Raw genomic sequence first — 25,404 nt, 5'->3', positions numbered from 1 at the left:
GGCGCGGTGGGATCGGGTCGGACCCGGCCTTTCCCTGGCGTAGCAACCGCGGGGCGCTTGCCCAGCGGGGTCAATTCGGGGCGTGGTCGCTGCTGTCAGGATCAGGATCCGGGGCAGGGCCGCGCGAAAAACGATGGGTCAAAGGGTCGGGCGGCGGCCCTTGCAGGAAGGGCCGCCGCCGTGTTTCAGCCTTGGAAGAAAGCCGGCTCAGCCGCCTTTCTGGTCATAGGCGGTGCCCCAGCCCCAGGCGCCGGAGCCGAAGCCACGGGCCACCACGCGTTCGCGGTAGATGGCCGAGACCACGTCACCATCGCCGGCCAGAAGTGCCTTGGTCGAACACATCTCGGCGCAGAGCGGCAGTTTGCCCTCGGCGATCCGGTTGCGTCCGTACTTCTGGAATTCGGCGGTGGAGTGGGTCTCTTCCGGGCCACCGGCGCAGAAGGTGCATTTGTCCATCTTGCCACGGGATCCGAAATTGCCCGCCTGCGGATATTGCGGCGCGCCGAAGGGGCACGCGTAGAAGCAATAGCCGCAGCCGATGCACAGATCCTTGGAATGGAGCACCACGCCTTCTTCGTTCTGGTAGAAGCAATCCACCGGGCAGACCGCCATGCAGGGCGCGTCCGAACAGTGCATGCAGGCGACCGAGATAGATCGCTCGCCCGGATTGCCGTCGTTGATGGTAACGACCCGTCGCCGGTTGATGCCCCAGGGCACCTCGTGCTCGTTCTTACAGGCCGTGACGCAGGCGTTGCATTCGATGCAGCGCTCGGCGTCGCAAAGGAACTTTGCTCGTGCCATTGGTGTCCTCCTTATGCCGACCAGATTTTGCAGAGAGTGGTCTTGCTCTCCTGCATCTGGGTCACGCTGTCATAACCATAGGTCTGGGCGGTGTTGGTGGATTCCCCCAACACGTAGGGATCGGCGCCCGCGGGGTATTTCGACCGCTGGTCCTCGCCCTGGAAGTGGCCGCCGAAGTGGAAGGGCATGAAGGCAACGCCTTCGCCCACCCGGTTGGTGACCATGGCCATGACCTTGACCTTGCCGCCCTCCGGACCTTCGACCCAGACCTGTGCGCCGTCCCGCACGCCAAGATTGTTGGCGTCGCGCGGGTTGATCTCGACGAACATGTTCTGCTGAAGCTCGGCCAACCAGGGGTTGGACCGGGTTTCATCACCGCCGCCTTCGTATTCGACCAGCCGCCCCGAGGTGAGGATCATCGGATATTCCTGGCTGAAGTCGTTCTTCTGGATCGACGCATAGAGCGTCGGCAGACGATAGAACTTCCGATCCTCATAGGTGGGATAGTCGGCCACCAGATCGCGCCGCGGCGTGTACAGAGGCTCGCGGTGGATCGGCACCGGGTCGGGGAAGGTCCACACGACCGCACGCGCCTTGGCATTGCCGAAGGGCGCGCATTCATGGGCGATGGCGACCCGCTGGATGCCGCCCGACAGGTCGGTCTTCCAGTTGGTCTTGGCACCGGCCACGGCGTCGATGGCGGCCCGTTCCTCGTCGGTCAGATCGCCATCCCATCCCAGGTCCATCAGCATCTGCATGGTGAACTCGGGATAGCCGTCCTGGATTTCCGATCCTGCCGAATAGACACCTTCTGCCAGAAGGTTGTCGCCGTCGCGTTCCACGCCGAACCGGGCGCGGAAGGTCAGGCCGCCTTCGGAGACCGGCTTGGACATGTCATACAGGTTTGGCGTGCCCGGATGCCCCATGTCGGCCGTGCCCCAGCAGGGCCATGGCAGGCCATAGTAGTCGCCGTCGGCCGGGCCACCGATCGCCTGCAACGTGGTGCGGTCGAAGGTGTGCTGGTTCGCCATGTGCAGCTTGATCCGCTCTGGCGACTGGCCGGTATAGCCCACCGTCCACATGCCGCGATTGAACTCGCGGGTGATGCTTTCGACGTTGGGTGTTTCGGGATCTTCCATCTCGATGTTGCGGAAGAACCGGTCGCCCCAGCCGAACTTGTTGGCGAATTTGGCGATGATGACGTGATCGGGCTTGGACTCGAACAGCGGTGCCATCACCTGGTCACGCCATTGCAGCGAGCGGTTCGAGGCGGTCACCGATCCGCGGGTCTCGAACTGGGTCGTGGCCGGCAGCAGGTAGACGCCATCGGTACGATCGTGCAGCACGGCCGAGACGGTCGGGAAGGGATCGACCACGACCAGCATGTCCAGCTGCTCCATCGCCGTCTTCATTTCCGTCATCCGGGTCTGCGAGTTGGGCGCGTGGCCCCACAGAACCATGGCGCGCACCGCATTGGGCTGATCGGTGTTGGCCGGATCTTCCAGAACCCCGTCGATCCAGCGCGACACCGGGATGCCGGTCAGGTTCATCAGGTTCTTGTCCTTGCCATCGGCGCCCTGCACCGTGGCAAACTGGCCTTTCAGCCATTCGGGATCTTCTTCCCAGACACGGGCCCAATGCGCCCAGGCCCCGGCTGTCAGACCGTAGTAGCCCGGCAGCGTATGGCTGAGAACACCCAGGTCGGTTGCGCCCTGCACGTTGTCATGGCCGCGGAAGATGTTTGTGCCGCCGCCCGAGGTGCCCATGTTGCCAAGGGCAAGCTGAAGGATGCAATAGGCACGGGTGTTGTTGTTGCCGTTGGTGTGCTGGGTGCCCCCCATGCACCAGATCACGGTGCCGGGGCGGTTGTTGGCCAGCGTCCGCGCCACCCGGCGCAACTGGCTTCCGGGCACGCCGGTCACACGTTCCACCTCTTCAGGGTTCCATGCGGCAACTTCTTCGCGGATCTGGTCCATGCCCCAGACACGGGTGCGGATGAACTCGCGGTCCTCCCAGCTGTTCTCGAAGATGTGCCACAGGATGCCCCAGATCAGCGCCACGTCGGTGCCGGGACGGAACCGCACGTATTCGTCGGCATGGGCTGCGGTGCGGGTGAACCGCGGGTCGCAGACGATGACGGGTGCGTTGTTCTGTTCCTTGGCGCGCAGGATGTGCACCAGCGAAACCGGGTGGGCTTCGGCCGGGTTGCCGCCGATCACGAAGATCGCCTTGGAGTTGTGGATGTCGTTGTACGAGTTCGTCATCGCCCCGTAGCCCCAGGTGTTCGCAACACCTGCAACCGTGGTCGAGTGACAGATCCGGGCCTGGTGATCCACGTTGTTCGTGCCCCAGTAGGCGGCGAACTTGCGGAACAGGTAGGCCTGTTCGTTGTTGTGCTTGGCCGAGCCGAGCCAATAGACGCTGTCAGGGCCGCTTTCTTCGCGGATCTGCATCATCTGGTCGCCGATCTCGTCGATCGCCTGTTCCCAGGAAATCCGGACCCATTCGCCGTTTTCCTTTTTCATCGGGTACTTCAGGCGACGTTCGCCATGGGCATGTTCGCGGACCGCAGCACCCTTGGCGCAATGGGCACCCAGGTTGAACGGGCTGTCCCAGCCGGGCTCTTGCCCGATCCAGACCCCATCGCTGACCTCGGCAATCACGGTACAGCCGACCGAGCAGTGGGTGCAGACCGATTTGATGGTCTCCACTGCGCTGCTGATGGCGGCCTGGGCCGATGCGCGGGTCACGGTTCCGCCGGTGGCGCCAATGGCCGCCAGCCCGCCGATGGCCAGTCCCGATCCGCGCAGGAAGGCGCGGCGGTCGACGGATGTCTCGGCGATGTTATTCAGGATACTTGTCCGCTGGGAGCGTCGCGCAACCCCGTTGGTCTTTTTCCTCAGCATGTTTCTCTCTCCTCGCTGGCGCAGGCACGGGGCCGTTGCGGGCTTGGTGTTGCAAATCCTTGAAGCGGTCGGGCGTCACGCAACCAGTTGCCTCAGGGTCGGGGGTGTCAGCGTCCGGTCGGGCCGGGCGGCAACGGATCGGGCAAGCCGGTCAGAACCGGGCGCTGTCCAGATAGGCGCGGGTATGCGCGGTGTCCTGCATCCGGGTTTCACCGGTGGGCGCCTCGTCAGCCTGGGCGGCCGTGCCGCCCACTGCCGCAGCAGCAATCGCCGCCGGGGCCGAAACCGAAGCAAGCTTGAGGAAGTCGCGCCGGCTGGCACCGTCCTCTGTCTTGTCGCTCATCGCGTTTCTCCTTTGGTTGCACCGCGCTTGTCGGCACGGCAGGAATGGCAGGGCGTCACGCCTCTGCCGTCATTCGGAAGGCTTCGCGCTCGATCTCCATGAACACCCGGCCGATGGTGCCGACCGAGGCATAGAGAACCGAATGTTGCGCCGCTTCCAAATCTGAAAAGAAATGCCCGGCCCAGGGGCCGATATGCTTGTTCCAGAACGTCTTTTGCACATTCAGGGCTGCCGGCGCCCCGAAGCGGCCCAGGATCAGCCCGGACATCATCTCCATCAACGAGGCGATGTTGTCTTCGGGTTCATAGACGTTTTCGGCCCGCGTGATCTGTTGCGCGGCCATGTCCTGACGCAGTTGCGCCAGCGGTTTCTCGTTCAGGAAACCGGTCAGGTAATAGCTGGCATAGGGCAGCAGCTCGCCCCGGCCCAGCCCGATGAACAGTGCGTTGAACTCGGTCTCGACGGCCTTGGGCTTGGAGACCCTGGCTACCCGTGCCAGCGTGCCGATGGCTTGTCCCAGATCGCTGTCATCGCCCGAAAGCCCGGCGCATTTCTTCAGCATGTCCACCGAGGCCGGCGCCGCCAGAAGCGCCCCCAGAAAATCGTAAAGATCGGCGCGTAGCCGGTCTTCTTCAGCAATCTCAAGGGCCGTGGCCATGGTCATCGGGTCTCCTTCCGGTCAGTCGGCAAAGGCAAAACGCATCCGCCGCCGCGTCGGGGCGGCCAGCGGATCGGGATCAACGGGGTCGGGTCGTGCTTCGGGTGCGTCCTGCGCCAGCGCGACGGTGTGCTGTTCTGGGTTGGTGGGCTGTTGCGATGTATCGGCAAGGTCTGTTGCTTCGACCTCGTCCTCCTCCTCGGTGGCCTCGGCCGCGACGTCTTCGGCGACCGCGTCTTCCGGTGCGGCCTCCTCGTCCTCGCCGGTCAGCATCCGAACCATGCCCTTGCCGACCTGATAGACGGTTTGCATGTTTTCGACGATGGTGGCGGCATCGGTGTAATCCTCGCCATAGTCCACAAGCTCGTCGAGGTTGGCCAGAACGGGGTTGCTCAGCCACAGCTTGCGCAGGGCGCGGCGGCGAATGCGTTCGGGCACGCGGCGGGCGAGAAAGGCGGTGAAGTCGTCGCCTTTGGACAGGCTGTCGGGGTCGGGCAGATCCAGTTCGGCCAGAATCTCGGCGTCGGTCTTGTCGTCCAGCGCGGCCTGTTCATCGGACTGTTGTGCGGCGTCCACGGCCTGCAATTCAGCCGCCTGTTCGGCTTCAACGGCAGCTTTGCGACGGGACCAGAAATCGCTGCGCGCGGTCATTGCAGACCCGCCTTCCGACGCGGCGCACGGTAAACGTCGGTCAGTTGTTCGATGCGCGAGTCGCCGATGCCATCCTCGACCAGATCCACCCGCTTCTTGTCGCGGCGGCGCTTGATGAACACCTCGTCCTCGTGGTGGGCAGTGATGAAGTCCTGCACCCAGGCGATCAGACCGGCGCTCATCGGCACTTTCTCGACGATCTCTTCGCCGCTGTCGGCATAATCCTGCGCCTCGTAGGGCGAGGCGGTCATCAGATGCACCTCATAGGGCATCCGGGCGTCCGTCGCGGTGGCTTCGCGCAGGACCACGTAGATGCACGGCGGGCTGTCGGCCAAGGCTACGAGATAGGCCTCGGTGTCCGTGGCCCAAAGGGTCAGGGGCACCGTATCTGCATGGTATTCCACGGCGTCGCCGTCGCGGCGCAATTCGCGCCAGTCGACCGCCTGCGCGCCGGGCAGGATGCCGGACGCGGTCCAATGCCACTTTGCCCACCGGGTGACCCCGGGGGTGCGGCGCATGACGACACCCAATGGCATCGCCTTCGATGGCGTTGCAGAATGCAAGCCGGACCTCCCTGACGCGCATTTGGTGCGCTGTCTGAAAACTATGGCGCGTTCGCCCCGCTTCCGGCAAGAAAATTGTGCCAAATCCTAACCATCCGTGACGAATGGACCCGCGATTTCACCGCTCGAGATGGAAAGTTCCGGACAGGGGGCGACGAAGGTCCTATCCGGCGGGGGTGGCGCCGGTCGGCGCTTTACCCTGCCTCGGGAATGTGCCTACCTGCGGCAACGACGCGGCGGGTAACGCTGCGAGGGGGGAAAGACACATGACGAAATCGGTCCTGCTGTGTACCTGTCTGGGCAGCCAGACACTGGACGCCAAGGCATTGTCAGAGGCCACCGGCCTGCCCTGCGCGCGTCCCGTCGAAGCGCTGTGCACCCGCAATCTGGAACAGGCCGCGCAGGCGCTGGAGGCGGGCGAGGTTGTACTGGCATGTCAGCAAGAGCATGCTTTGTTTGAGGAATTGGCCGAAGAGCTTGGCGCCCCCGAACCGGTTTTCGTTGATCTGCGCGACCGCGCCGGTTGGTCGGACGAGGGGGCGAAAGCCGGCCCGAAGCAGGCCGCGCTGCTGGCCGAGGCGCTGCTGCCGCGCGCCGCCCGCAAGACCCTTGATGTGACCTCGGAAGGGCTGTGCCTGATCGTCGGCGCGGGCGAGGGGGCGGTGCAGGCCGCCGAACAACTGGCCGCTGCCCTGAGCGTGACCCTGTGTCTGACCGACGCCACCGATCCGCCGGAAACCCGCGATTTCGACGTGGTGCGCGGGCAGATCAAATCCGTTTCCGGGGCGCTTGGCGGCTTCGATGTGCGCCTGGATGCTCTGCAACAGATGGAGCCGGGCGGTCGCGGGGCGCGCCGATTCGGCCCGCCGCAGGATGGCGGGCGCTCCCGATGCGACCTGCTGATCGACCTGACCGGCGGCCCGGCCTTCGTTCCGGCACCGCAGAAACGCGAAGGTTACCTGAGGGCCGATCCGCGCGATCCGCTCGCCGTGGCCCGTTTGTTGACCGAAGCCGTTCAAATGTCGGGGATTTTCGAGAAACCGCTTTACCTGCATCTGGAACCGTCTTTATGTGCGCATACCCGCGCCGGGCAGGTTGGCTGTTCCAAATGCCTGAATGCCTGTCCGGCCGGAGCTCTCACCCCCGATGGCGATCATGTCAGCGTCGACCCGATGGTCTGCGCCGGCTGCGGCATGTGCACGGCCCTGTGCCCGTCGGGTGCGATCAGTTTCGAGGATCCGTCGTTTGAAGATCTGACCCGCCGGATCGAAGTTCTCTCCCGCGCGTATCGCAGCGCCGGCGGCACAGCCCCCCGGTTGCTGGTCCATGACGCGGACCACGGCGCCGAGATGATCCGTCTGGCCGCGCGGCATGGCCGTGGGTTGCCCGCCGATGTGCTGCCGCTGGAACTGGATCGGATTTCCGGGTTTGGTCATGCAGAACAGCTGGCGGCGCTGGCCTGCGGCTTTGTTGCCGTCGACCTTCTACTGGCCCCCACAACCGAACGCGAGGCGCTGGAAAGCGAAACCCACCTGGCCGCGGCCATCGCCGGGCCGGGCAAGCTGCGGCTGCTGGACCCGGCCGAGCCCGACGCCCTGTGCGATCTGCTGTACGGTGTCGCCCCGGCGGCCCCGGCGCCCGCGCCGGTTCTGCCCATGGGCAGCCGGCGGCAGGTGGCGCGTCTGGCCGCCCAGGCGCTGAACCCCGGCATCGAAGCACCGCTGCCACTGCCCGACACCGCGCCCTATGGCGCAGTCCTGGTGGACACCGATGCCTGCACCCTGTGCCTGTCCTGCGTGTCGCTGTGCCCCTCGGGCGCGCTGCTGGACAATCCCGACCGGCCGGAACTGCGGTTCCAGGAGGACGCCTGCCTGCAATGCGGCATCTGCCGCACGGTCTGCCCCGAGGATGCCATTACCCTCAAGCCGCAGCTGGACCTGTCCGACGCAGCCCTGTCACAGCAGGTGCTGAACGAGGAAGAACCCTTTGCCTGCGTGGAATGCGGCAAGCTGTTCGGCGTGAAATCCACGATCGAGAAAGTCACCGAGAAACTGGCCGGCCAGCATGCCATGTTCGCCCGGCCCGACGCGCTGCGGATGATCCAGATGTGCGACGACTGCCGCGTCAACGCCCAGTTCAAGGCCACCGACAATCCCTTCGCCATGGGCGAGCCGCGCCGCCCGCGCACCACCGACGACTACCTCTCGGACCGCAAGGATCACTGATGCTGCAAGGGCGCGCCCAGATCGGCCGGTGCCAGCACGGACACGAAGGCCAGGATGGCTTCCAGATCGTCGAGGCTCATCTCGACCGGCGCGATCGGCGACGGCAGGGTCTCGGGGAAGGGCGGGGTGACCCCGGCAATCTGGGTGAAGGCGCCATGCGGGTTCAGGGCATAGAAGGCTTCGAACCGCCGCGACCAGTCGTCCATCGACCGCAGCACGCCGAAAGACGGGGTCGAGCCCAGCCCGTTCATCCGGTTGCGCGCGCCGACCACATGGCAACGCCCGCAATGGGAATAGGACAGAACCTCGCCCCGTGCCGCGTCGCCGTCGAACACCGGTGTGGTGTCATCCACGGCCCCGGCTTCGGGGGCGCTGAAGGCGATATCGCCGTCCTCGGGTGTGAAACTGGCAATGGTGCGGCGACCCACGTCCGAGCGCAGCCAGTCGGCAAAACGTGCCGCGTGCGGGCCTTCGACGCGGGCCACGGCATAGCGCGCCTGCGGCGATTGCAGCACCGCCGCCCCGCCCGGCGCGGCGGTCAGTTCCATCTCGCCATCCGCGCCCAGCGTCACCCGTACCCCGGTCTTCAGGGCGAAACGCGGCAGGATGTACCGCCACAGCCCGCTGTCGGCGATCTCGGACGGGACCGTCAGCAACAGGGTCTTGTCCTGCGCCAAGGCGGGATGGAAAAAGGTCAGGCTCAGCCCGAGAGCGAGCATTTTCAGCAACATGCGCAACAGGCTTCTCCCTTAGACAGCCTGCGCATCAGGCTAGGCGCGAACAGCCGCGTCCGTCAATTGGCACGTAGAACCGGAGAGACCCGATGAACGACGACTTCAACATGAGCATGCGCAAATTCCTCAAGCAGGTGGGCGTGACCTCGCAGCAGGCCATCGAAGAGGCCCTGCGCGACAAGGGGGCCGCACCGGGCCAGTCCTATGAGGCCAAGGTGGTCCTGACCGTCGAAGGGCTGGATCTTGAACACGTGGTGACCGGCAAGATCGGGTCCGGGTCCTGAGATGGCCGCGACGCGGGACGCTGTACTTGAGGCGCTGAAATCCATCCATGTGCCCGGTGGCGGCACCGACATCGTGGCCGCAGGCGTGGTGCGCGCGCTGGATGTTTCCGACGGGGTGGTGCGCTTCGTGCTGGAGGTGGCCGCGCAGGAAGCCGCGGCCTATGGCACGATCAAGGAGGCCGCCGAAGGCGCGGTGAAGCGGGTCGAAGGCGTCACGGCGGTGTCCATCGTGATGACCGCCCATGCCGCCAAGGCCCCGCCGCCGGACCTGAAGCCGGGACGGCGGGCCGAGCCGGATGGCCCGCAGCCGGTGCCGGGCATCGCCCGGATCATCGCCGTAGCCTCGGGCAAGGGCGGGGTCGGGAAATCGACGGTCTCGGCCAACCTGGCCTGCGCGCTGGCCGCCGAAGGCCGCCGCGTCGGGCTGCTGGATGCCGATGTCTACGGCCCCTCGCAACCGCGGATGCTGGGGGTGTCGGGCCGGCCGGCCTCGCCCGACGGCAAGACCATCCTGCCAATGCGCAACCATGGCGTCACCATGATGTCCATCGGCCTGATGACCAACGACGATCAGGCGGTGGTCTGGCGCGGCCCGATGCTGATGGGGGCGCTGCAACAGATGCTGACGCAGGTGCAGTGGGGCGCGCTGGACGTGCTGATCGTCGATCTGCCGCCCGGCACCGGCGACGTGCAGCTGACCCTGTGCCAGAAGGCGAAGATTGACGGCGCGGTGATCGTCTCGACGCCGCAGGACGTAGCGTTGATGGACGCGCGCAAGGGCGTGGACATGTTCCGTCAGTTGAACACGCCGATCCTTGGCATGATCGAGAACATGTCGACCCACATCTGTTCGCAATGCGGCCATGAAGAGCATGTCTTTGGCCATGGCGGTGTTGCTGCCGAGGCCGCCAAGATGGGCGTGCCCCTGCTGGCCGAGATCCCGCTGGATCTGCAAATCCGGCTGGCCGCCGATGGCGGTGCGCCGATCGTGGTGACCCAGCCCGACGGGCCGCAGGCGCAGGGCTTTCGCGATGTGGCCCGCAAGCTGGTGGAGGCCGGGCAGGCATGACCGATCTGGACGCTCCTCCTGGCGACCCGGTGTTTCCGCCGCTGTTTTCCGGCCTGGCGGTCACCGGCGCAACCGATCCGTTCGATACCGCCCGGATGCAGGCCGCGCGCGGCTGCGATGCCGGGCTGGTGGTCCACAACGTGCAGGCCGACCGGCTGCGCGCCGCCGTGGTTCTGGCCCCCGAGGTGCCGCTGGCACAGGCATTGTCCATGCTGCCACTGGCGGCGGTGGGGTTCCAGAATGCCCTTGGCGCGCTGGCTCCGCCCGAAGTGGCGGTGCATGTGGGCTGGGACGGGGCGCTGTACCTGAACGGTGCGCGCTGCGGTGGTCTGCGGGTGGCGGCGGCGACCGATGCCGCCGATGCCGTGCCCGACTGGCTGATCCTCGGGCTGGATCTGCCGCTGATGGAACTGTCGGAAGATCCCGGCCTGACCCCAGATACCACCACGCTGTATTCCGAAGGCTGCGTCGACGTTCAGCCGGTCCACCTTCTGGAAGCCTGGACCCGGCACATGCTGGTCTGGATCAACCGTTGGGAGGACGGCGGCGCCCGCGTTCTGCATGACGACTGGCGCGGCATTGCCCGTGACATCGGCGAACAGGTGGACATCCGGGGTCGCCGCGGCACCTTCCTGGGGGTGGATGAGGACTTTGGCCTGTTGTTGCGCGATGCCGAGACCACCCATCTGATCCCGCTGACGACGCTTCTGGAGGACTGACATGAAACTCGCCCGCGCCATCCACTTCGACGATAGCGACCGAAACGTGTTCCACACCCCCGCCCGCACCGGCGAATGGGCGGTCTCAGGCGGGTTTGAATTCTCCAACTGGTCCGAGGCCGATCTGGCCGGCAAGGCGCGACAGGCCTTTGCCAACGGCTGGCTGGGCATCGAAACCTTCGGCCGGGTTACCGTGGTCGCCGTCACCCAGGTCGAACCCGCCGAACGCACCGCGCTGGAGCAATGCCTCGCCGCGCATTTCGTGGCCTATTACGGCGCGCCCTCGGTCGAGGCCGCCCTGCCGGTGGCGCGAGAAGAACTGGACCACATGGCGGCGCTGTGCGACGAGCATCCCGCCAACACCTTGCTGACTGTCAGCCGCGAGTTGACCGAGGCCGGCGTCCGGGAAAGTTATCGGTTCATCCCGCCGCAACAGGCCGGGCTGGACCAGTTCGCCATCCACGGGGATGCAGAGCCGGAGTAGACCCATGCCTTCAGACACCGTCACCCTGCCGCCGCGCGACGCAGCGGCAGTTGCCGGCGTGATCGACACCCTGCGCGGCCAGATGGGCGACCGGGTGCAGACCGGCGCCGCGATTCGCGCCCAGCACGGCCACACCACGACATGGCTGGCAACACAGGCCCCCGACGCGGTGGTCTTCGTCCACAACACCGAAGAGGTGCAGGCGGTGGTGCGGGCCTGTGCCGCCGCCCGCGTGCCGGTGATAGCCTATGGCACGGGAACCTCGCTGGAAGGGCATCTGAACGCGCCCGCCGGTGGCATCAGCATCGACATGTCGGCCATGGACCAGGTGCTGGAAGTCAACGCGGCCGATCTGGATTGCAGGGCGCAGCCCGGCGTGACCCGTTCGGCCCTGAACTCCTATCTGCGCGACACGGGGCTGTTCTTTCCGGTCGATCCCGGCGCCGATGCCTCGCTGGGGGGCATGGCGGCGACGCGGGCCTCGGGCACCTGCGCGGTGCGCTATGGCACGATGCGCGACGCGGTGCTGGGGCTGAAAGCGGTGCTGCCCAACGGCGAGGTGATGACTTCGGCCCACCGGGCGCGGAAAACCTCGGCCGGCTATGACCTGACGCGGCTGCTGGTCGGCTCGGAAGGCACGCTGGGCATCATCACCGAACTGACCCTGCGGCTGCACGGCATCCCCGAATCGATCTCGGCGGCGACCTGTTCGTTCCCAACCGTCGAAGACGCCTGCAACACCGCCATCGAGGCCCTTCAGATGGGGCTGCCGATCGCGCGGATGGAGTTGATGGATGCGCTGTCGGTGAAAGCTGTAAACCTGCATTCCAAACTGGGCCTGCCGGAAACGCCGATGCTTCTTCTGGAATTCCACGGCTCGGCGGCTGGGGTGGCGGAGCAGGCGGAATCCTTTGGCCTGATCGCCGAGGAACACGGCGGGCAGGGGTTCCGCTGGACGGCCAACCCGCAGGAACGGGCCAAGCTTTGGCAGGCACGCCATGATGCCTATTGGGCGTTCCACACCCTGATTCCGGGGCTCAAATCGGTCTCCACCGATGTTTGCGTTCCGATCTCGTCGCTGGCCGATTGCGTTGGCCGCGCCCGGGACAAGGCCGCCGGGATGGGCCTGATGACGCCGGTTCTGGGCCATGTTGGCGACGGCAATTTCCACATGCTGGTGCCGTTGGACGACAGCGATGCCGGTCAGGTAGAGCGGGTAAAGAGCTTTCTGAACTGGCTGGCCGATCTGGCCATTTCCCTCGACGGGACCTGTACCGGCGAACACGGGATCGGACAGGGCAAGATGCCCTACCTGACGCGCGAACTGGGGCCCGAGGCCATCGCGGTCATGCGGGCGATCAAGGGGGCGGTGGATCCGCTGAACATCATGAACCCCGGCAAGATTTTCGATCTGGGCAATGGCGGGCCGTTGCAGGCCTAGGGCAACCTGCGAAACGGAATGGACATTTGCGCCGGGTCCCGGCATGAAGATGCGCCTTGGGAACCCGGCGGAGGTGCGCGTGGCCCTGTTATCTGCAAACTCGGTTTCGGTGTTCCGGGACAGCCGTCTGGTTCTGGACGGCGTGGACATGAGCGTCGATCGCGGCGAGATCGTGACCATCGTCGGGCCGAACGGCTCGGGCAAATCGACCCTGCTGGAAACGCTGATCGGGGCGATCCGGCCGGACCGGGGCAAGGTGGTCCGGGCGCCGAAGCTGCGCATCGGCTATGTCCCGCAATCGCTGCACATTGATCCGTCGATGCCGATGCCGGTGCATCGCTTTCTGGCGCTGCCGCACCCGCATGACCGGCTGTCCCGCGCCCGCGCGCTGGCCCAGGTCGGGCTGAGCGACGCGGTCGAGGATCAGCCGATGACCGGCCTGTCGGGCGGGCAGTTCCAGCGCGTGCTGCTGGCCCGCGCCATCCTGATGGAGCCCGATCTTCTGGTGCTGGACGAGGCCACCCGCGGGCTGGACCAGCCCGGCACCGCCGCCTTCTACGAAATCGTCGAAGATCTGCGGCAGGTGCTGAACTGCGGGGTGCTGATGGTCAGCCACGATTTGCACGTTGTCATGAGCGCAAGCGACCGGGTGATCTGCCTGAACGGCCACATCTGTTGTCATGGCACGCCCGAGATCGTGGCCTCGGCCCCGGAATACCGGGCGCTGTTCGGCATGGGCACGCGGGGCACGCTGGCCCTGTATCGCCACACCCATGACCACGCCCATGATGCGGACCACAACTGCGGTCACGATCATTCCCATGGTGACGGGGACCATCATGCTGGATGACTTCCTGATCCGCGCGGCCATCGCCGGGGTCGGCGTCGCAGTGGCCGCAGGTCCGCTGGGCTGTTTCATCGTCTGGCGTCGGATGGCTTATTTCGGCGATGCCACGGCCCATGCCGCCCTTCTGGGGGTGGCCCTGTCCTTCGCCTTTTCCTTTTCGCTGTTCGCAGGCGTGTTGGCGGTGGCGCTGGTGCTGTCGCTGGCGGTGACTGGCCTGTCAGCGCGCGGCTATCCGGTGGACACGCTGTTGGGCGTCTTTGCCCATGGCGGGCTGGCGGTGGGGCTGGTGGTGATGGCCCTGATCCCCGGCCTGCGCGTGGACCTGATGGGGGTGCTGCTGGGCGATATCCTGGCGGTGGGCAAGGCCGATCTGGCAGTGATCTGGACCGGTGCGGCACTGGTGCTGGGGTTGCTGGCCTGGCGGTGGGCGCCGCTGCTGACGGCGACGCTGAACGCCGATCTGGCCCATGCCAGCGGCATCGACCCGCGCCGCGAGCAATTGATCCTGACCGTCGCGCTGGCGGTGGTGGTGGCGGTTTCGCTGAAGGTGGTGGGGGCGCTGCTGATCTCGGCCATGCTGATCATTCCGGCGGCGACGGTGCGGCCCTTGGCGCGCACGCCCGAATGGATGGCTGCCCTGGCCGTGGCCGCCGGGGCGCTGTCGGCGCTTCTGGGGTTGTGGTTGTCGATGGTGGCGGACACGCCGACCGGGCCGTCGATCGTGGCGGTGGCCACCGGGCTTTTCGCCCTGACCGCCGGGGTCCGGGCGCGCCGGGGCTAGGCCGTGGCCTGCAGAAACCGGGGTGCTGCGCCCGGTGCCAGAACCGCGCAGCTCAGCACGCCATAGGCGAAAGCGCCGGTATCGACGCTGATTCGCCCGGCTTCGGCCACGGGCGGCACGGTGATGCGATGGCCGTAGGCGACCCAAAGCCCGTCCCGCCGCGCAACCTGGCGAAACAGCGGCGCTTCCCACAGCAGGTCGACCTCGGTCTGGTCCTCGGGCGTGCGGTCCGGATGCAGCCCGGCATGGGCGACCACCAGATCGCCGCTGCGCCAGAGCAAGGGCAGATCGCGCAGCCAGTCTATCACCGTCGCCGGGATCGCCGCGCGGGCCGCAGCGGCCAGGGCCTCCAGTTCCTCGGGATCGGACAGGCGGCGGGGGACGGTCACGCCGAAGTTCAGCAGGGTCTCGCGGCCGCCGTTGTGCAGCCAGGTCGGGCCGGCGCGGGCAGGATCGGCCAGGAAGTCCAGCATCATCGCCTCGTGGTTGCCACGCAGGCAATGCACCCAGTCCGGCGCTTGGGACTGGCGCGCCATGAGATCGGCCAGCACGGTCCGGCTGTCGGGGCCGCGATCCACGTAGTCGCCGACCAGCACCAGATCCGCGTCGGACCAGCCGCGCGCCGCCTTGTCAGATTCGATGGAGGCCAGCAGGGACGACAGCAGGCCAGCGCAGCCATGAACGTCACCCACAACATAGGCGGGGCGGTCTGGGGAAGGGGCGGACGCGCCGCCGAAATCCCGTTCGGCGCCGGGACGCAGGGCGGCAAGACCGCGCCGCAATCTGTCAATCGGGAGGGCCATTCACGCGTCGGGACGCTCTTCCGAGCCAAAGCGGCGGCGGCGGCTTTCCGGCAGAACCCGGCGGCCCCAGTAGATCGCCAGCAGCCAGCCGGTGACGAAGCCGCCCAGATGGGTTTCCCAGGCCAGGCTGCCGTGCAGCAGCAGGAAGAACACGAGATTGTACAGCACCAGGAACACCAGCGCCCGCAGCGTGACCCACAGCGGGTCGCCATAATGGCGGCGATCCAGGTAGTCCCAGCAGACCCAGATGCCCACCAGGCCGAACAGCGCCCCCGAGGCGCCGACCATCGGGGCCGGACTGTTGCTGAGCAGGCCAAACCCCGCAGCGCCACCGATGGCGCACAACAGATAGGCCACCAGAAACCGCTTCTGTCCGATGCGCTGGACGATCACCATGCCGAAGCTGGCCAGTGCCACCATGTTGACGATCAGATGCACCGGCCCGCCGTGGATGAAGGCATAGGTGATGAACATGCTGACGCTCTGGCCCGGGAACACCTCGCGGGCGCCATGCAGAAGCGAGTTGTGGAACGCCCCCAGCAGATAGGCAAAGCCACGGGTCGCGGTGCCCAGGATCAGGTTGTGGTCGCCTGCCGTCAGCGCGGCCTCGATCAGGATGGTCAGGACCATGATCGCCAGAAGCGAGATTGGCATCCCCCACAGCAGGAAGCGCGGCCCCCTGGCCGCGCCCTCGGGCCCCCAATGCTGCCCGCCGCGATAGCGGCGCGGGATCATTGCAGCCAATCCACGCCCCGAGGTGGGGTTTCGGGTACTGTCGCTCACTCGGGCACGTAGCGCGGCAATTTCTTGAGCGCTTCCGCCATGAAGGCCTGCAAACGGGCCTCTGCCGCGGCCTCGCCGCCGTCCTCATCCGCGATGGGGGTGACGAAACGTACCAGGGCACCATCCAGACGGCCCCGGGTCCAACTGTCGTAGACCACGGTGAACTTGGCCGCGAAATCATTGGTCATGCGACGGCCGCGCTGCTCGAACCAGTAGTAGACCAACTGCTTGCTCAGCCCCTTCTGGATCACCGACCGGTTGACTTCGAAGGTGCCATAGACGGTGTCGGGGAAGCTCAACTCATAAGGGGCGAGACTGAACACTTCCCAGCCACCAACCGGCAGGCAGACTTCGGGCGAATGGATGCCGCCGCCTTCTGTCTGGTTCTCGTAGTACGCGATAAAGAAGTTGATCGGCATCTCTCTGTCACGGGTGTAGTTGGCAGTGACATAGTCATCGGCATCCAGAACCGCCGCGACACTGGGCGACAGCGATTCGAACGACGCATAGCGGCCGTCAATCTCGCGCGGAAACAGCATGAAGGGCGTGCGGTCGGGCACGACATGCTGCGGGCTGGGGGCGTTCAGCCACAGCAGCGACATTGTCCCGGACATGCCGATGGCCAGGATCAGCGCGACGCTGGGCACCATGATCAGCGCCCGCGCCAGGATCGGACCAAACCCGGAGGTGTCCAGATCGATGGCGTCAGCCAGCGGCAGCGGGTTCGGCGTCAGCCGCTGCAGGCAGATCGCCATCAGGAACAGAATGCCGACACAGGACAGGAAGATCACCCAGCCCTCGAAGAAGTGCAGGAAGCCCTCGGCCTGTTCGATGCCGTAGTAGTTCACCAGAATGCCGATCATGCCGATTCGGAACGAGTTCATCAGCACGGTGATCGGTGCGGCCGACAGCAGCAGCACGGCCTTGTGCCACATCGGCCCGCGATACAGGATCGAGAACAGGTAGGAGAACGACAGGATCGGGAACAGGTAGCGCAGGCCCGAGCACGCCTCGGCGACCTGCAGCTTGTAGATGCCCAGATCAATGATGTTGCCGTCCAGGAATACCGGGATCTGCGCCAGTTCCACGAACCAGACCCCGATCTGCGAGGAAATACCCTGCAGGAAGATCGACAGTTGCCAATACATGAACTGGGGGAGGGGCAGCATGAAGACCAGATGCAGCACCGGCGCCCAATGGGTCTTGCCGCGCTCCCACCCGAAGATCACCAGCACCACGCCCATCACCCAGATGATGAAGGCATAGGCCACGATGTCGGGGATCAGCACCAGGTTGCCGAAGCCGGCGATCACCAGACCCAGAAGCAGCACCAGCAAGCCCTGCCAGCGCTGTGCATCGGGTTCGTACCCGACCTGGGGCACGCGGCGCATTTCGCGCAGGAACAGGTAAAGCGAGATGATCGGGATCAGGGGCCCGTGGCTGTATTCCGGCGTCGCCCAGTTCACGGCCAGTTCGACGAACCCGGCCAGGAAGAACGGGATCGACACAAGGATCAAAAGGACGAAGGCACCGAAGCCCACGGGGTTCAGCGGCAGGCCGGCAATCGACACGGTCGGCGACTTAGGATCTCCAATCACACTCATCCAACAATTTCCCGTACAAATATCAGCACACTCTGACCCGTCATATAATAACGACGGGTCAAAAGCATTACCCCCAACGGTAACATGATTGTTGGTCAGTTACGGTTGCGTTCAGAGATCCGATTGCCAATTGCGACCCAGCCCCAGGAAAACCGCGTTGGATTGCGCCCGGTTCTGGCTCTCGGTATCGCGCAGGCGATAGCGATAGCCGGTGTTCAGGCTCCAGTCGCGGGTCAGGGCGTGGTTGTAGGCGGCGGTGACGTTGAAGCGATCCTTCTCGGTCTTGCCCGAGTTGTCGTAGCGCTGCAGGGCTCCGCCAACGCCCACGTTGAACGAGGACACGCGGTTGATCGCCTGACGATAGCCCAGGTCCAGCGCCGAGTTGATCACGTTGTCGCCGTTCTGGTCGACCCCGGTGATCTGGGCGAAATCGGCCCAGAACTGTCCGTTGCGCAGATTGTAGGTATAGGCAAGATCGCCGATCAGACGAAGATCCGTGGTGTCGGATCCCGAAACGCCGATGTTGCCGTCCAGGCTTCCGGAAGCCCAGTTCAGCGATTTGCCGACGGTGGTATCCAAACGCAGGCCATTCTCGTCGTAGCGGGTCGAGGCCCCGAAGCGCAGATCGCCGTTCTTCTGGGCCACGGTCACGTTGATCCCGCCGACATAACCCGACTGGAACTTGTCGCCCGAATTCCGTTTCGTATCGACCTCGGAATATCCGACCCAGGCCCGCAGGCGCATCCGCTGATTGACCAGACCATCCATTCCGAAGTTCAACCGGCGGTGCGTCGAGTCCAAGTCGTCGGCGTCGTCTTCGATGCGGCGACCATAGAAGCCGCCCGCGGTCAGCTTCAGGATCGGCGACAGCGCGAAGCCGAAGTCAGCGGCGATGTCTGCGCGATCGCGGTCGTTCAGGCTGGGATCAGTGGTGTCGTAAAAATTGACGCGGGACAGATAACCGACCAGATCGAAACTGACCGGTCCGTCCTGGTTGAGCGAGGCCCCGAAGTTGCCGCGCATCGATTCGCGGCGGCCCTCGCCAAACGTGTCGTCGAAGTTGCCGTTGATATCCAGATCGCTCAGCGGGTTGAAGAAGGCCACATCGACGTTCTGGTAGCGCACATCGAAATCTAGGGAATTGTCGCCGACAACGCGAAGATAGCCAAGATTGAACCGCCAGTCGTCGGCTTCGACATCATTTCCGAAGGTCGGCAGATCGGTTGCGCGGACATTGACCGCGCCGTCAAAGGTGAATTCGTCGGTCAGGGTCCGGCGTTCGATTCCGTAGCCCAGGATGTTGTTCCAGATCAGCGCGTTGCCGAGCGAATCCTCACGCAGGTCGTAGTTGTCGTTGAATTCCAGGTTGGTATTGTAGCTGGCCGTCTGCCGCCGTCCCGGCGCGCCCAGCGACAGGCGGCTGAACCCCGGCCGGGCACCCGTCAGGAAGAACTGGCGGAATGGCTGGTTCCGGTTCACGTTGCGAACCGCCGAATTGTTGATCGGGTTGGTCCCCGTGGAGAGGGCCGAAGTCGCGGTCTGGGCGGGAGTCGTCGACTGGGCTGCGGCGGTTACCGCCGCCACGCCCAGTCCCGTTGCCAGCCCCAGAGCGATGGCTGGGCGCATGCGTTTCACGGAAAGTCTTCCTCTCACTCGAACAGGCGGCGTTCGGGCACCAGGATGACGTCGCCGTCGCGCAGGCGGGCGTTGCCGGAAATCGCGGCGCCCTTGCCGGCTTCTTTCAGGTTGAAGGTATAGACCAGTTCCTGACCGGTTTTCGGATCGGTGCGGCGCAGCTGAACCCGTTTGGTTGCGGCGAAGTTGGTGAAACCGCCGGTCACAGCCAGCGCCTGCAGGAAGTTCAGGTCACTGTCGATGGTTTTCTCGCCGGGCTGGTTCACCTCGCCCAGAACGTAGATCTTGATCGACGACCCCGACGAACCGGCGACGGGCGGCGAGTTCAGCTGGGCGATCGACACGAAGACGGTGGGCTTGGTTGCGAAATTCGGGGCCAGGGCGGTGGCGAGGCTGCTTTGAACCTGGGTCACGGTGCGGCCAGAGGCGCGGATCGTCCCGGCGAAGGGAAAGGTGATGTTGCCGTCAGGCAGAACCATCGCGGTACGGTTCAGACTGGCGTCCTCCAGAACCTCGACGTTTACACGGTCCCCCACCTGCAATGTGTAGTTTTGCGCCGCGCTTGCGGTCGCCATCATCACGAATGCAATGATCCCGATCAGAAATCTCATGGCTCGCTGCCTCTCAGAAAGTTGTCGCCCTGGGGGCCGTTTGGGTGCAGCAAGCCACAGGGTCGGCAGGGGGGAAAGGCTTTTGTTGCCGCAGCGCCAATTCACCCGGCAATCGTCATTTGCGTGCAACAGGTTGACCGGCGTCCTTCGCGCAAATCCGGCACCTATCCCGCGTGGAAAAAATCATAGATGGTTTCCGCCAGCGCGTCTGAAATCCCGTCAACGGCCTTCAGATCGGAAAGATTTGCGCGTGTCACCGCTTTTGCCGACCCGAAGTGCGCCAGCAGCGCCCGCTTGCGCGCCCCGCCGACACCGGGCACATCGTCCAGCGGATTTGCGCTCATCGACTTGGCACGCTTGGCGCGATGGGTGCCGATGGCAAAGCGGTGCGCCTCGTCGCGCAGGCGCTGGATGAAATACAGCACCGGATCATTGTGGCGCAGTGCGAAGGGGCGCTGGCCGGGGCGGTGGAACTCTTCCTTGCCGGCATCGCGGTCGACGCCCTTGGCAACCCCGACCATGGCGATGTCGGGCACGCCCAGTTCTTCCAGCACCTTCTGCACGGCGCTGACCTGTCCCGGACCGCCGTCGATCAGCAGCAGGTCGGGCCAGCTGCCGCTCTGCCGGTCGGGATCTTCCTTGATGAGCCGCGACAGCCGGCGGGTCAGCACCTCGGTCATCATGCCGAAATCGTCGCCGGGGGTCAGCTCCTCGCCCTTGATGTTGAACTTGCGATAGGCGCTTTTCTCGAACCCGTCGGGACCGGCAACGATCATGCCGCCGACGGCATTGGTGCCCTGGATATGCGAGTTGTCATAGACCTCGACCCGTTGCGGTGGGGTGTCGAGGCCGAACGCCTCGGCCAGACCGCGCAACAGTTTGCCCTGCGTGGCGGTGTCGGCCATCTTGCGCGCCAGGCTCTCGCGGGCATTGCGGGCGGCACCGGACACCAGTTCGGCCTTCTCGCCACGTTTGGGTACGTCGATGGCCACCTTGCGCCCGGCCTTCTGGCTCAACGCCTCGGCCATCAGGTCGGGATCGTCGATGGGATGGGACAGGATCAGGCGGCGCGGTGGCTGCTTGCCGTCATAGAACTGCCCCAGAAACGCCTGCAGCACCTCGGACGCCTCGGCTTCGGCCACGCGCGGATAGAAATCCTTGTTGCCCCAGTTCTGGTTGGCGCGGATGAAGAACACCTGCACGCAGGCCTGCCCACCTTCCATGTGCAGGGCGACCACGTCGGCCTCGGGCACGCCGCGCGGGTTGATGCCCTGCGCGGTCTGCACCTGCGTCAGCGCCTTGATGCGGTCGCGCAGGATGGCGGCGCGTTCGAATTCCATGGCCTCGGCGGCTTCCGCCATCTGTGCGGCCAACGTTTCCTGCACCTTGGTCGAGCGTCCCGACAGGAAGCGTTCGGCATCGGCCACCAGCCCGGCATAGTCCTGTTCGCTGATCTCGCCGGTGCAGGGCGCCGCACAGCGCTTGATCTGATGAAGCAGGCAGGGGCGGGTCCGGCTGGAATACATCGCGTCCGAGCAGTTGCGCAGCAAAAACACTTTCTGCAACTGGTTCAGGGTCCGGTTCACCGCGCCGGCGCTGGCAAAGGGGCCATAGTAACTGCCCTTGACCGACTTGCGGCCGCGATGCTTGCGGATCTGCGGGAAGGGATGATCCTTGGTGACCAGGATATTCGGAAAGCTCTTGTCGTCGCGCAGCAGCACGTTGTAGCGCGGCTTGAGCTGCTTGATGAGGTTCTGTTCCAGCAACAGCGCCTCGGTCTCGGTGCGCGTGGTCAGGAACATCATCGACGCGGTTTCCGAGATCATGCGTTCGATCCGGCGGCTGTGTCCGGACGGGCGGGCATAATTCGAAACCCGCGCCTTCAGGTTGTGCGCCTTGCCCACATAGAGCACCCGGCTTTCCGCATCCAGCATCCGGTAGACGCCGGGCGAGCTGTCCAGCGTTTTCAGGTATTCCTGAATGCAATCATGGCCGGTTTTGGCGGGGGCGGGGGGCGGTGTTTCGGGCATGGATCCATCAACTCGATTCCCTCATGTCGCTGCAACCATTCGCGGTCGATCACAAGGGCGAACATGTCCACGGTTTCTGTGGATAACTCTGTTGGCAAGTTTCGGGGTATCCGGTTTTTCCCTTGTCAGGACGGCACTTCCCCGGTTTGCCTAAAAATTAGGCTGTTTTCCAAGTCATTGATTTCGCAGCTTAAAAAGTTCAACCAGAGTATAAGTGCATGAGAAGCTTAACGTTTTCGTGACAAGGATGTGACGGCCCGTGTGCGGTGCAAAACTTGCATTTGAGAATGGTCATTCAACCCCTTCTACATCCGGCGTTTTCCATGCCAGATGCTGGCCGCCATCGACGCAGAGGATCTGTCCCGTGACTGCCTTGGCCGTCAGGAAATACATCAACGCTCCGGTGATATCTTCGGAATTGGCCCCGCGATGCAGCGGGGTCAGGGCGCGTTGGCGGGCGAAATCTTCGGCCGACTGACGCCCCCCCCGCAGGGTCGGGCCGGGGCCGATGCCATTCACCCGTATTTTGGGCGCCAACCCCATGGCGGCGGTGCGCGTGAAGGCCCACAGACCCATCTTGGCGATGGTGTAGGTGCTGAACTCGGGGGTCAGCTTGTGCACGCGCTGGTCGATCATGTTGACCACCAGGCCGCGCGCGACGGGCTCGCCCTGCGCATCTGTGTCGGGCGGTGGCACCTGGCGGGCAAAGGCCTGGGTCAGGACGTATGGCGCGCGCAGGTTGCTTTCCAGATGCCGGTCCCAGCTGTCGCGGGTCGCGGTGTCCAGATCGTCGTGTTCGAAGATCGAGGCGTTGTTCACCAGAACCGTCAGCGGCGCGCCAAGCGCTGCAGAAGCGCGGCCGATCAGCGGTACGGTCTGCGCCTCGTCCAGCAGGTCCGCGCCCAGAGCGACGGCCTTGCGTCCCTTGGCCACAATCTCGGCGACCACCTTCTCGGCGGGACCGCGCGATGTGCCATAGTGGACCGCAACGTCATGTCCGGCGTCGGCCAGGGCCAGGGCCATGGCGCGTCCAAGGCGCTTGCCCGCTCCGGTGACAAGTGCAGCTTCGGCCATGGTGATCTCCTTCGGGTCAGACGAGCAGAATGCTCAGGTAGCCCAGATATATCACGGTCAAGAGCACACCCCAGCCACGCGTCAGGTTCCATTTCAGGAACACGAACGGTGCGATCAGCACAGAGGCCGCCAGCATCACCCACAGGTCCAGGCTCAGGAACTCGGGGTCGACCGGGATGGCGCCGAACAGGCTGGCCACGCCGATGATGCCCAGAAGGTTGAAGATGTTCGACCCGATGACATTGCCAAGCGCCACATCCGCCTTGTTGCGGAACGCGGCCATGACGGTGGTGGCCAGCTCGGGCAGCGAAGTGCCGATGGCGATCAGGGTCAGGCCGATCACGGTTTCGCTGATGCCGAAGCGGCGGGCGATGTTGATGCCACCGTCAACCAGCAGATCGGCACCCAGCGGCAGACCGATCAGGCCCAGCACCAGCAGCAGCGCGATGCGCCAGCCCGGCAGGCTGGGATCGGCGCCTTCCAGTTCCTCGGGATCTTCGGTGACAAGGGCGGCGGCATTGCGGTGATTGTGGGCGCGGCGCCCCTGATCCACCAGCATGAACGTCAGGCCCGCCAACAGCAGCACGCCGTGCATCCAGGTCAGCGGCCCTGCGAAACACAGCGCTATGAACACGATCGAGGCCAAGAGCATCAGAAGATAGCTGTGCCGCGTGTCGCAGCCCGAGGTGGCCAGCCCCTTCATCATCGCCGGTATCCCCAGCACCAGGAGGATGTTGGCGGTGTTCGAGCCGACCACGTTGCCAAGTGCGATCCCTGGCGCATCGTCCAGCACCGCGTTGATCGAGATCAGCAGTTCGGGCGCCGAAGTTCCGAAGGCGACGATGGTCAGGCTGACGATCAGGGCCGGAACGCCCAGACGCAGGCTGAGGTTGACCGCACCCTTCACCAGCGCGTCGCCGGCCAGCAACAGGATCACCAGGCCAAGCGCGACAAATACCCAATCCATCATGAAGATTTCTTGTCCTTGCAGGGGCAGGGGCCCTTGCCGATCCGGTAGGCACCGCACTTGGGGCACTTGCGCGCCTCAAGCTTGCGCTGTCCGGGCAGGCGCAGGCGACCGAACATGGCCAGAACCGCCATGCCGATCAGGAAGAAAGTGACGATCTTGACCAACATCAGAGCCCGAAGCGGGCAAACTGCGCGCGCTCCTCGATGCCGTGCAGCGCGCCTTCGACGGCCTGCACCCCGAACCGGCGCAGCAGGCCCTTCTTGGGTCCGTACTTCTGGAACTTCACCTTGGGACCGAAGCGTTCCTTCATCTTCGGAACCAGATGGCCGATGCCGTCCGCCAGCCCCACGGCGATGGCACGCTGGCCCAGCCAGACGTTGCCGTTGAACAGATCTTGATCAAGATCCAGCTTCGCGCCGCGCCGCGCCTTTACGTGATCGATAAAGGCCGTGTGGATGTCTTCTAGGATGACATTCAGCCGGGCGACGTCGTCTTCCTTTTCGGGGCGGAAGGGGTCCAGCATGCTCTTCGACGTGCCCGCGGTATGAACCCGCCGCTCGACCCCGTGTCGGGCGATGAACTCATGTGCCCCGAAGGAAGACGAGATCACGCCGATGGAGCCGACCACCGAACTGGGATCGACCCAGATTTCGTCCGCCGCGGCCGCCAGCCAATAGCCGCCCGAGGCGGCGACATCCTCGACGAAGGCAAAGACCGGAATGTCCTTTTCCTCGGCCAGCCGCCGGATGCGTGCGCCGATCAGCGAGGATTGGACCGGGCTGCCGCCGGGTGAATTGATCGACAGGGCCACGGCCACGGGCTTGTGCTTGGCAAAGGCGCGTTCCAGCAGCGGCGCGAGGGTTTCGTCGCTCAGGCCAGAGGTGCCGGAGCCGGCGCCGTTGATGATGCCGGACAGCCGGACGACGGCCACGCGCGGAGGGCGGTTCAGAAAGGGCACAAATTTCTTCATGCTCAGCACATAGAGTGCGCCCTGCCGAACAACAAGTTGTCCGCGCCTTCAATACGCAAAGGCCCCGGCAGTTTGCCGGGGCCCGTGTCCTGCTGCGCACAGATTGTGCACAGCGTCGCAGCGCGACCCTACCACAAGGCGACAAGGCCGCTGGCGGTGGTGCCCGACGACAGGATCTTGGTGGCGCGCATGGGCAGCATCGATCCGGCGGGCACGGCCGAGAAGGTCAGTTGCGCGCCCGACACCAGTTCGGCCCGGATGTCGCCGCCGCCGCCCACATAGACGGCGCGGCAGACATGGCCCAAGGGGTTGGAATCATGCGGTGCCACCATGGCCCCATCGATCGCGGGCGAGGTCAGGCCAGGGGCGGTATCAGCGAAAAGGTCAGCCATTGGGATCTCCGTTGTTGGCCACAGGG

General features: G+C 65.1%; 26 protein-coding genes. 8 read left to right on the top strand and 18 right to left on the bottom strand.

The features are described 5' to 3' along the window. Positions 1–207: 207 nt before the first annotated feature. The 6 genes from fdh3B to ACP15K_RS08615 form a co-directional block, all read right to left on the bottom strand. Complete coding sequence (gene fdh3B / locus ACP15K_RS08640; RefSeq protein WP_193139925.1) at positions 208–801, bottom strand: formate dehydrogenase FDH3 subunit beta; 594 nt, start codon at positions 799–801, stop codon at positions 208–210. An 11-nt stretch (positions 802–812) separates the two neighbouring features. Beyond that, a complete protein-coding gene (locus ACP15K_RS08635; RefSeq protein WP_193139923.1) occupies positions 813–3,707 on the bottom strand; it encodes a formate dehydrogenase subunit alpha in 2,895 nt (964 codons plus the stop codon). Between the two features lie 151 nt (positions 3,708–3,858). Beyond that, positions 3,859–4,050 (bottom strand): twin-arginine translocation pathway signal protein, encoded by a 192-nt coding sequence (locus ACP15K_RS08630; RefSeq protein ID WP_193139921.1) that lies wholly within the window; start codon positions 4,048–4,050, stop codon positions 3,859–3,861. Positions 4,051–4,105: 55 nt separating this feature from the next. Beyond that, complete coding sequence (locus ACP15K_RS08625; protein ID WP_193139919.1) at positions 4,106–4,714, bottom strand: TorD/DmsD family molecular chaperone; 609 nt, start codon at positions 4,712–4,714, stop codon at positions 4,106–4,108. 15 nt (positions 4,715–4,729) lie between these two features. Beyond that, positions 4,730–5,359 carry a DUF3306 domain-containing protein gene (locus ACP15K_RS08620; RefSeq protein WP_193139917.1) on the bottom strand — a complete coding sequence of 210 codons (630 nt, stop codon included), beginning with the start codon at positions 5,357–5,359 and terminating at the stop codon, positions 4,730–4,732. After that, a complete protein-coding gene (locus ACP15K_RS08615) occupies positions 5,356–5,895 on the bottom strand; it encodes a DUF3305 domain-containing protein (RefSeq protein WP_424990335.1) in 540 nt (179 codons plus the stop codon). The genes ACP15K_RS08620 and ACP15K_RS08615 overlap by 4 nt, the downstream gene beginning before the upstream one ends. 293 nt (positions 5,896–6,188) lie before the next feature. Here ACP15K_RS08615 and ACP15K_RS08610 point away from each other — a divergent pair, with 293 nt between their 5' ends. Next, positions 6,189–8,147: a 4Fe-4S binding protein gene (locus ACP15K_RS08610; RefSeq protein WP_193139915.1), complete on the top strand. Its 1,959-nt coding sequence runs from the start codon at positions 6,189–6,191 to the stop codon at positions 8,145–8,147. Here ACP15K_RS08610 and ACP15K_RS08605 read toward each other — a convergent pair. Beyond that, positions 8,141–8,878: a hypothetical protein gene (locus tag ACP15K_RS08605; RefSeq protein ID WP_424990292.1), complete on the bottom strand. Its 738-nt coding sequence runs from the start codon at positions 8,876–8,878 to the stop codon at positions 8,141–8,143. The two genes, ACP15K_RS08610 and ACP15K_RS08605, sit on opposite strands and share 7 nt — an antisense overlap. Before the next feature lie 92 nt (positions 8,879–8,970). On the opposite strand from ACP15K_RS08605, the gene ACP15K_RS08600 reads away from it, so the two are divergent. The 7 genes from ACP15K_RS08600 to ACP15K_RS08570 all read left to right on the top strand — a co-directional run bounded on the left by ACP15K_RS08600 (position 8,971) and on the right by ACP15K_RS08570 (position 14,506). Continuing rightward, positions 8,971–9,165 carry a DUF6494 family protein gene (locus ACP15K_RS08600; RefSeq protein WP_424990291.1) on the top strand — a complete coding sequence of 65 codons (195 nt, stop codon included), beginning with the start codon at positions 8,971–8,973 and terminating at the stop codon, positions 9,163–9,165. A 1-nt stretch (position 9,166) separates the two neighbouring features. Continuing rightward, positions 9,167–10,234 (top strand): Mrp/NBP35 family ATP-binding protein, encoded by a 1,068-nt coding sequence (locus ACP15K_RS08595; RefSeq protein WP_193139909.1) that lies wholly within the window; start codon positions 9,167–9,169, stop codon positions 10,232–10,234. Then, positions 10,231–10,953 carry a biotin/lipoate--protein ligase family protein gene (locus ACP15K_RS08590; RefSeq protein WP_193139906.1) on the top strand — a complete coding sequence of 241 codons (723 nt, stop codon included), beginning with the start codon at positions 10,231–10,233 and terminating at the stop codon, positions 10,951–10,953. Before ACP15K_RS08595 ends, ACP15K_RS08590 begins: the two co-directional genes overlap by 4 nt. 1 nt (position 10,954) lies before the next feature. Continuing rightward, positions 10,955–11,437 carry a DUF6505 family protein gene (locus ACP15K_RS08585; protein WP_193139904.1) on the top strand — a complete coding sequence of 161 codons (483 nt, stop codon included), beginning with the start codon at positions 10,955–10,957 and terminating at the stop codon, positions 11,435–11,437. A gap of 4 nt (positions 11,438–11,441) precedes the next feature. Beyond that, positions 11,442–12,878, top strand: coding sequence for an FAD-binding oxidoreductase (locus ACP15K_RS08580; protein ID WP_424990290.1), 1,437 nt, complete (start codon positions 11,442–11,444; stop codon positions 12,876–12,878). Between the two features lie 79 nt (positions 12,879–12,957). After that, positions 12,958–13,728: an ATP-binding cassette domain-containing protein gene (locus tag ACP15K_RS08575; protein WP_319022421.1), complete on the top strand. Its 771-nt coding sequence runs from the start codon at positions 12,958–12,960 to the stop codon at positions 13,726–13,728. Next, positions 13,718–14,506, top strand: coding sequence for a metal ABC transporter permease (locus tag ACP15K_RS08570; protein WP_193139901.1), 789 nt, complete (start codon positions 13,718–13,720; stop codon positions 14,504–14,506). Before ACP15K_RS08575 ends, ACP15K_RS08570 begins: the two co-directional genes overlap by 11 nt. Here ACP15K_RS08570 and ACP15K_RS08565 read toward each other — a convergent pair. The 11 genes from ACP15K_RS08565 to ACP15K_RS08515 form a co-directional block, all read right to left on the bottom strand. Next, complete coding sequence (locus ACP15K_RS08565) at positions 14,503–15,309, bottom strand: metallophosphoesterase family protein (RefSeq protein ID WP_424990289.1); 807 nt, start codon at positions 15,307–15,309, stop codon at positions 14,503–14,505. The two genes, ACP15K_RS08570 and ACP15K_RS08565, sit on opposite strands and share 4 nt — an antisense overlap. Next, positions 15,310–16,044, bottom strand: a complete 735-nt coding sequence (locus ACP15K_RS08560; protein ID WP_193139897.1) for a rhomboid family intramembrane serine protease — start codon at positions 16,042–16,044, stop codon at positions 15,310–15,312. A 44-nt stretch (positions 16,045–16,088) separates the two neighbouring features. Further along, entirely contained in the window at positions 16,089–17,696 is a 1,608-nt protein-coding gene (gene xrtD / locus ACP15K_RS08555) for a VPLPA-CTERM-specific exosortase XrtD (RefSeq protein ID WP_424990288.1), read from the bottom strand. Positions 17,697–17,807: 111 nt separating this feature from the next. After that, a complete protein-coding gene (locus ACP15K_RS08550; protein ID WP_193139893.1) occupies positions 17,808–19,331 on the bottom strand; it encodes a hypothetical protein in 1,524 nt (507 codons plus the stop codon). Between the two features lie 14 nt (positions 19,332–19,345). After that, a complete protein-coding gene (locus ACP15K_RS08545) occupies positions 19,346–19,942 on the bottom strand; it encodes a polysaccharide biosynthesis/export family protein (protein ID WP_193139891.1) in 597 nt (198 codons plus the stop codon). Positions 19,943–20,106: 164 nt separating this feature from the next. Beyond that, entirely contained in the window at positions 20,107–21,972 is a 1,866-nt protein-coding gene (uvrC, locus tag ACP15K_RS08540; RefSeq protein WP_424990287.1) for an excinuclease ABC subunit UvrC, read from the bottom strand. A 291-nt stretch (positions 21,973–22,263) separates the two neighbouring features. Beyond that, positions 22,264–23,046 carry an SDR family oxidoreductase gene (locus tag ACP15K_RS08535; RefSeq protein ID WP_424990286.1) on the bottom strand — a complete coding sequence of 261 codons (783 nt, stop codon included), beginning with the start codon at positions 23,044–23,046 and terminating at the stop codon, positions 22,264–22,266. A 16-nt stretch (positions 23,047–23,062) separates the two neighbouring features. After that, a complete protein-coding gene (locus tag ACP15K_RS08530; RefSeq protein ID WP_424990285.1) occupies positions 23,063–24,016 on the bottom strand; it encodes a calcium/sodium antiporter in 954 nt (317 codons plus the stop codon). Beyond that, complete coding sequence (locus ACP15K_RS08525) at positions 24,013–24,183, bottom strand: hypothetical protein (RefSeq protein ID WP_193139882.1); 171 nt, start codon at positions 24,181–24,183, stop codon at positions 24,013–24,015. The genes ACP15K_RS08530 and ACP15K_RS08525 overlap by 4 nt, the downstream gene beginning before the upstream one ends. After that, a complete protein-coding gene (locus ACP15K_RS08520; RefSeq protein ID WP_193139881.1) occupies positions 24,183–24,986 on the bottom strand; it encodes a S49 family peptidase in 804 nt (267 codons plus the stop codon). Before ACP15K_RS08520 ends, ACP15K_RS08525 begins: the two co-directional genes overlap by 1 nt. Positions 24,987–25,114: 128 nt before the next feature. Then, positions 25,115–25,378 (bottom strand): spike base protein, RCAP_Rcc01079 family, encoded by a 264-nt coding sequence (locus ACP15K_RS08515; protein WP_193139879.1) that lies wholly within the window; start codon positions 25,376–25,378, stop codon positions 25,115–25,117. Positions 25,379–25,404 lie beyond the last annotated feature (26 nt).

The sequence above is a fragment of the Fluviibacterium sp. S390 genome (assembly GCF_049800695.1).
In the GTDB taxonomy this organism is placed as follows: Bacteria; Pseudomonadota; Alphaproteobacteria; order Rhodobacterales; family Rhodobacteraceae; genus Meridianimarinicoccus.
This window is presented reverse-complemented; position numbering and strand designations above follow the sequence as displayed.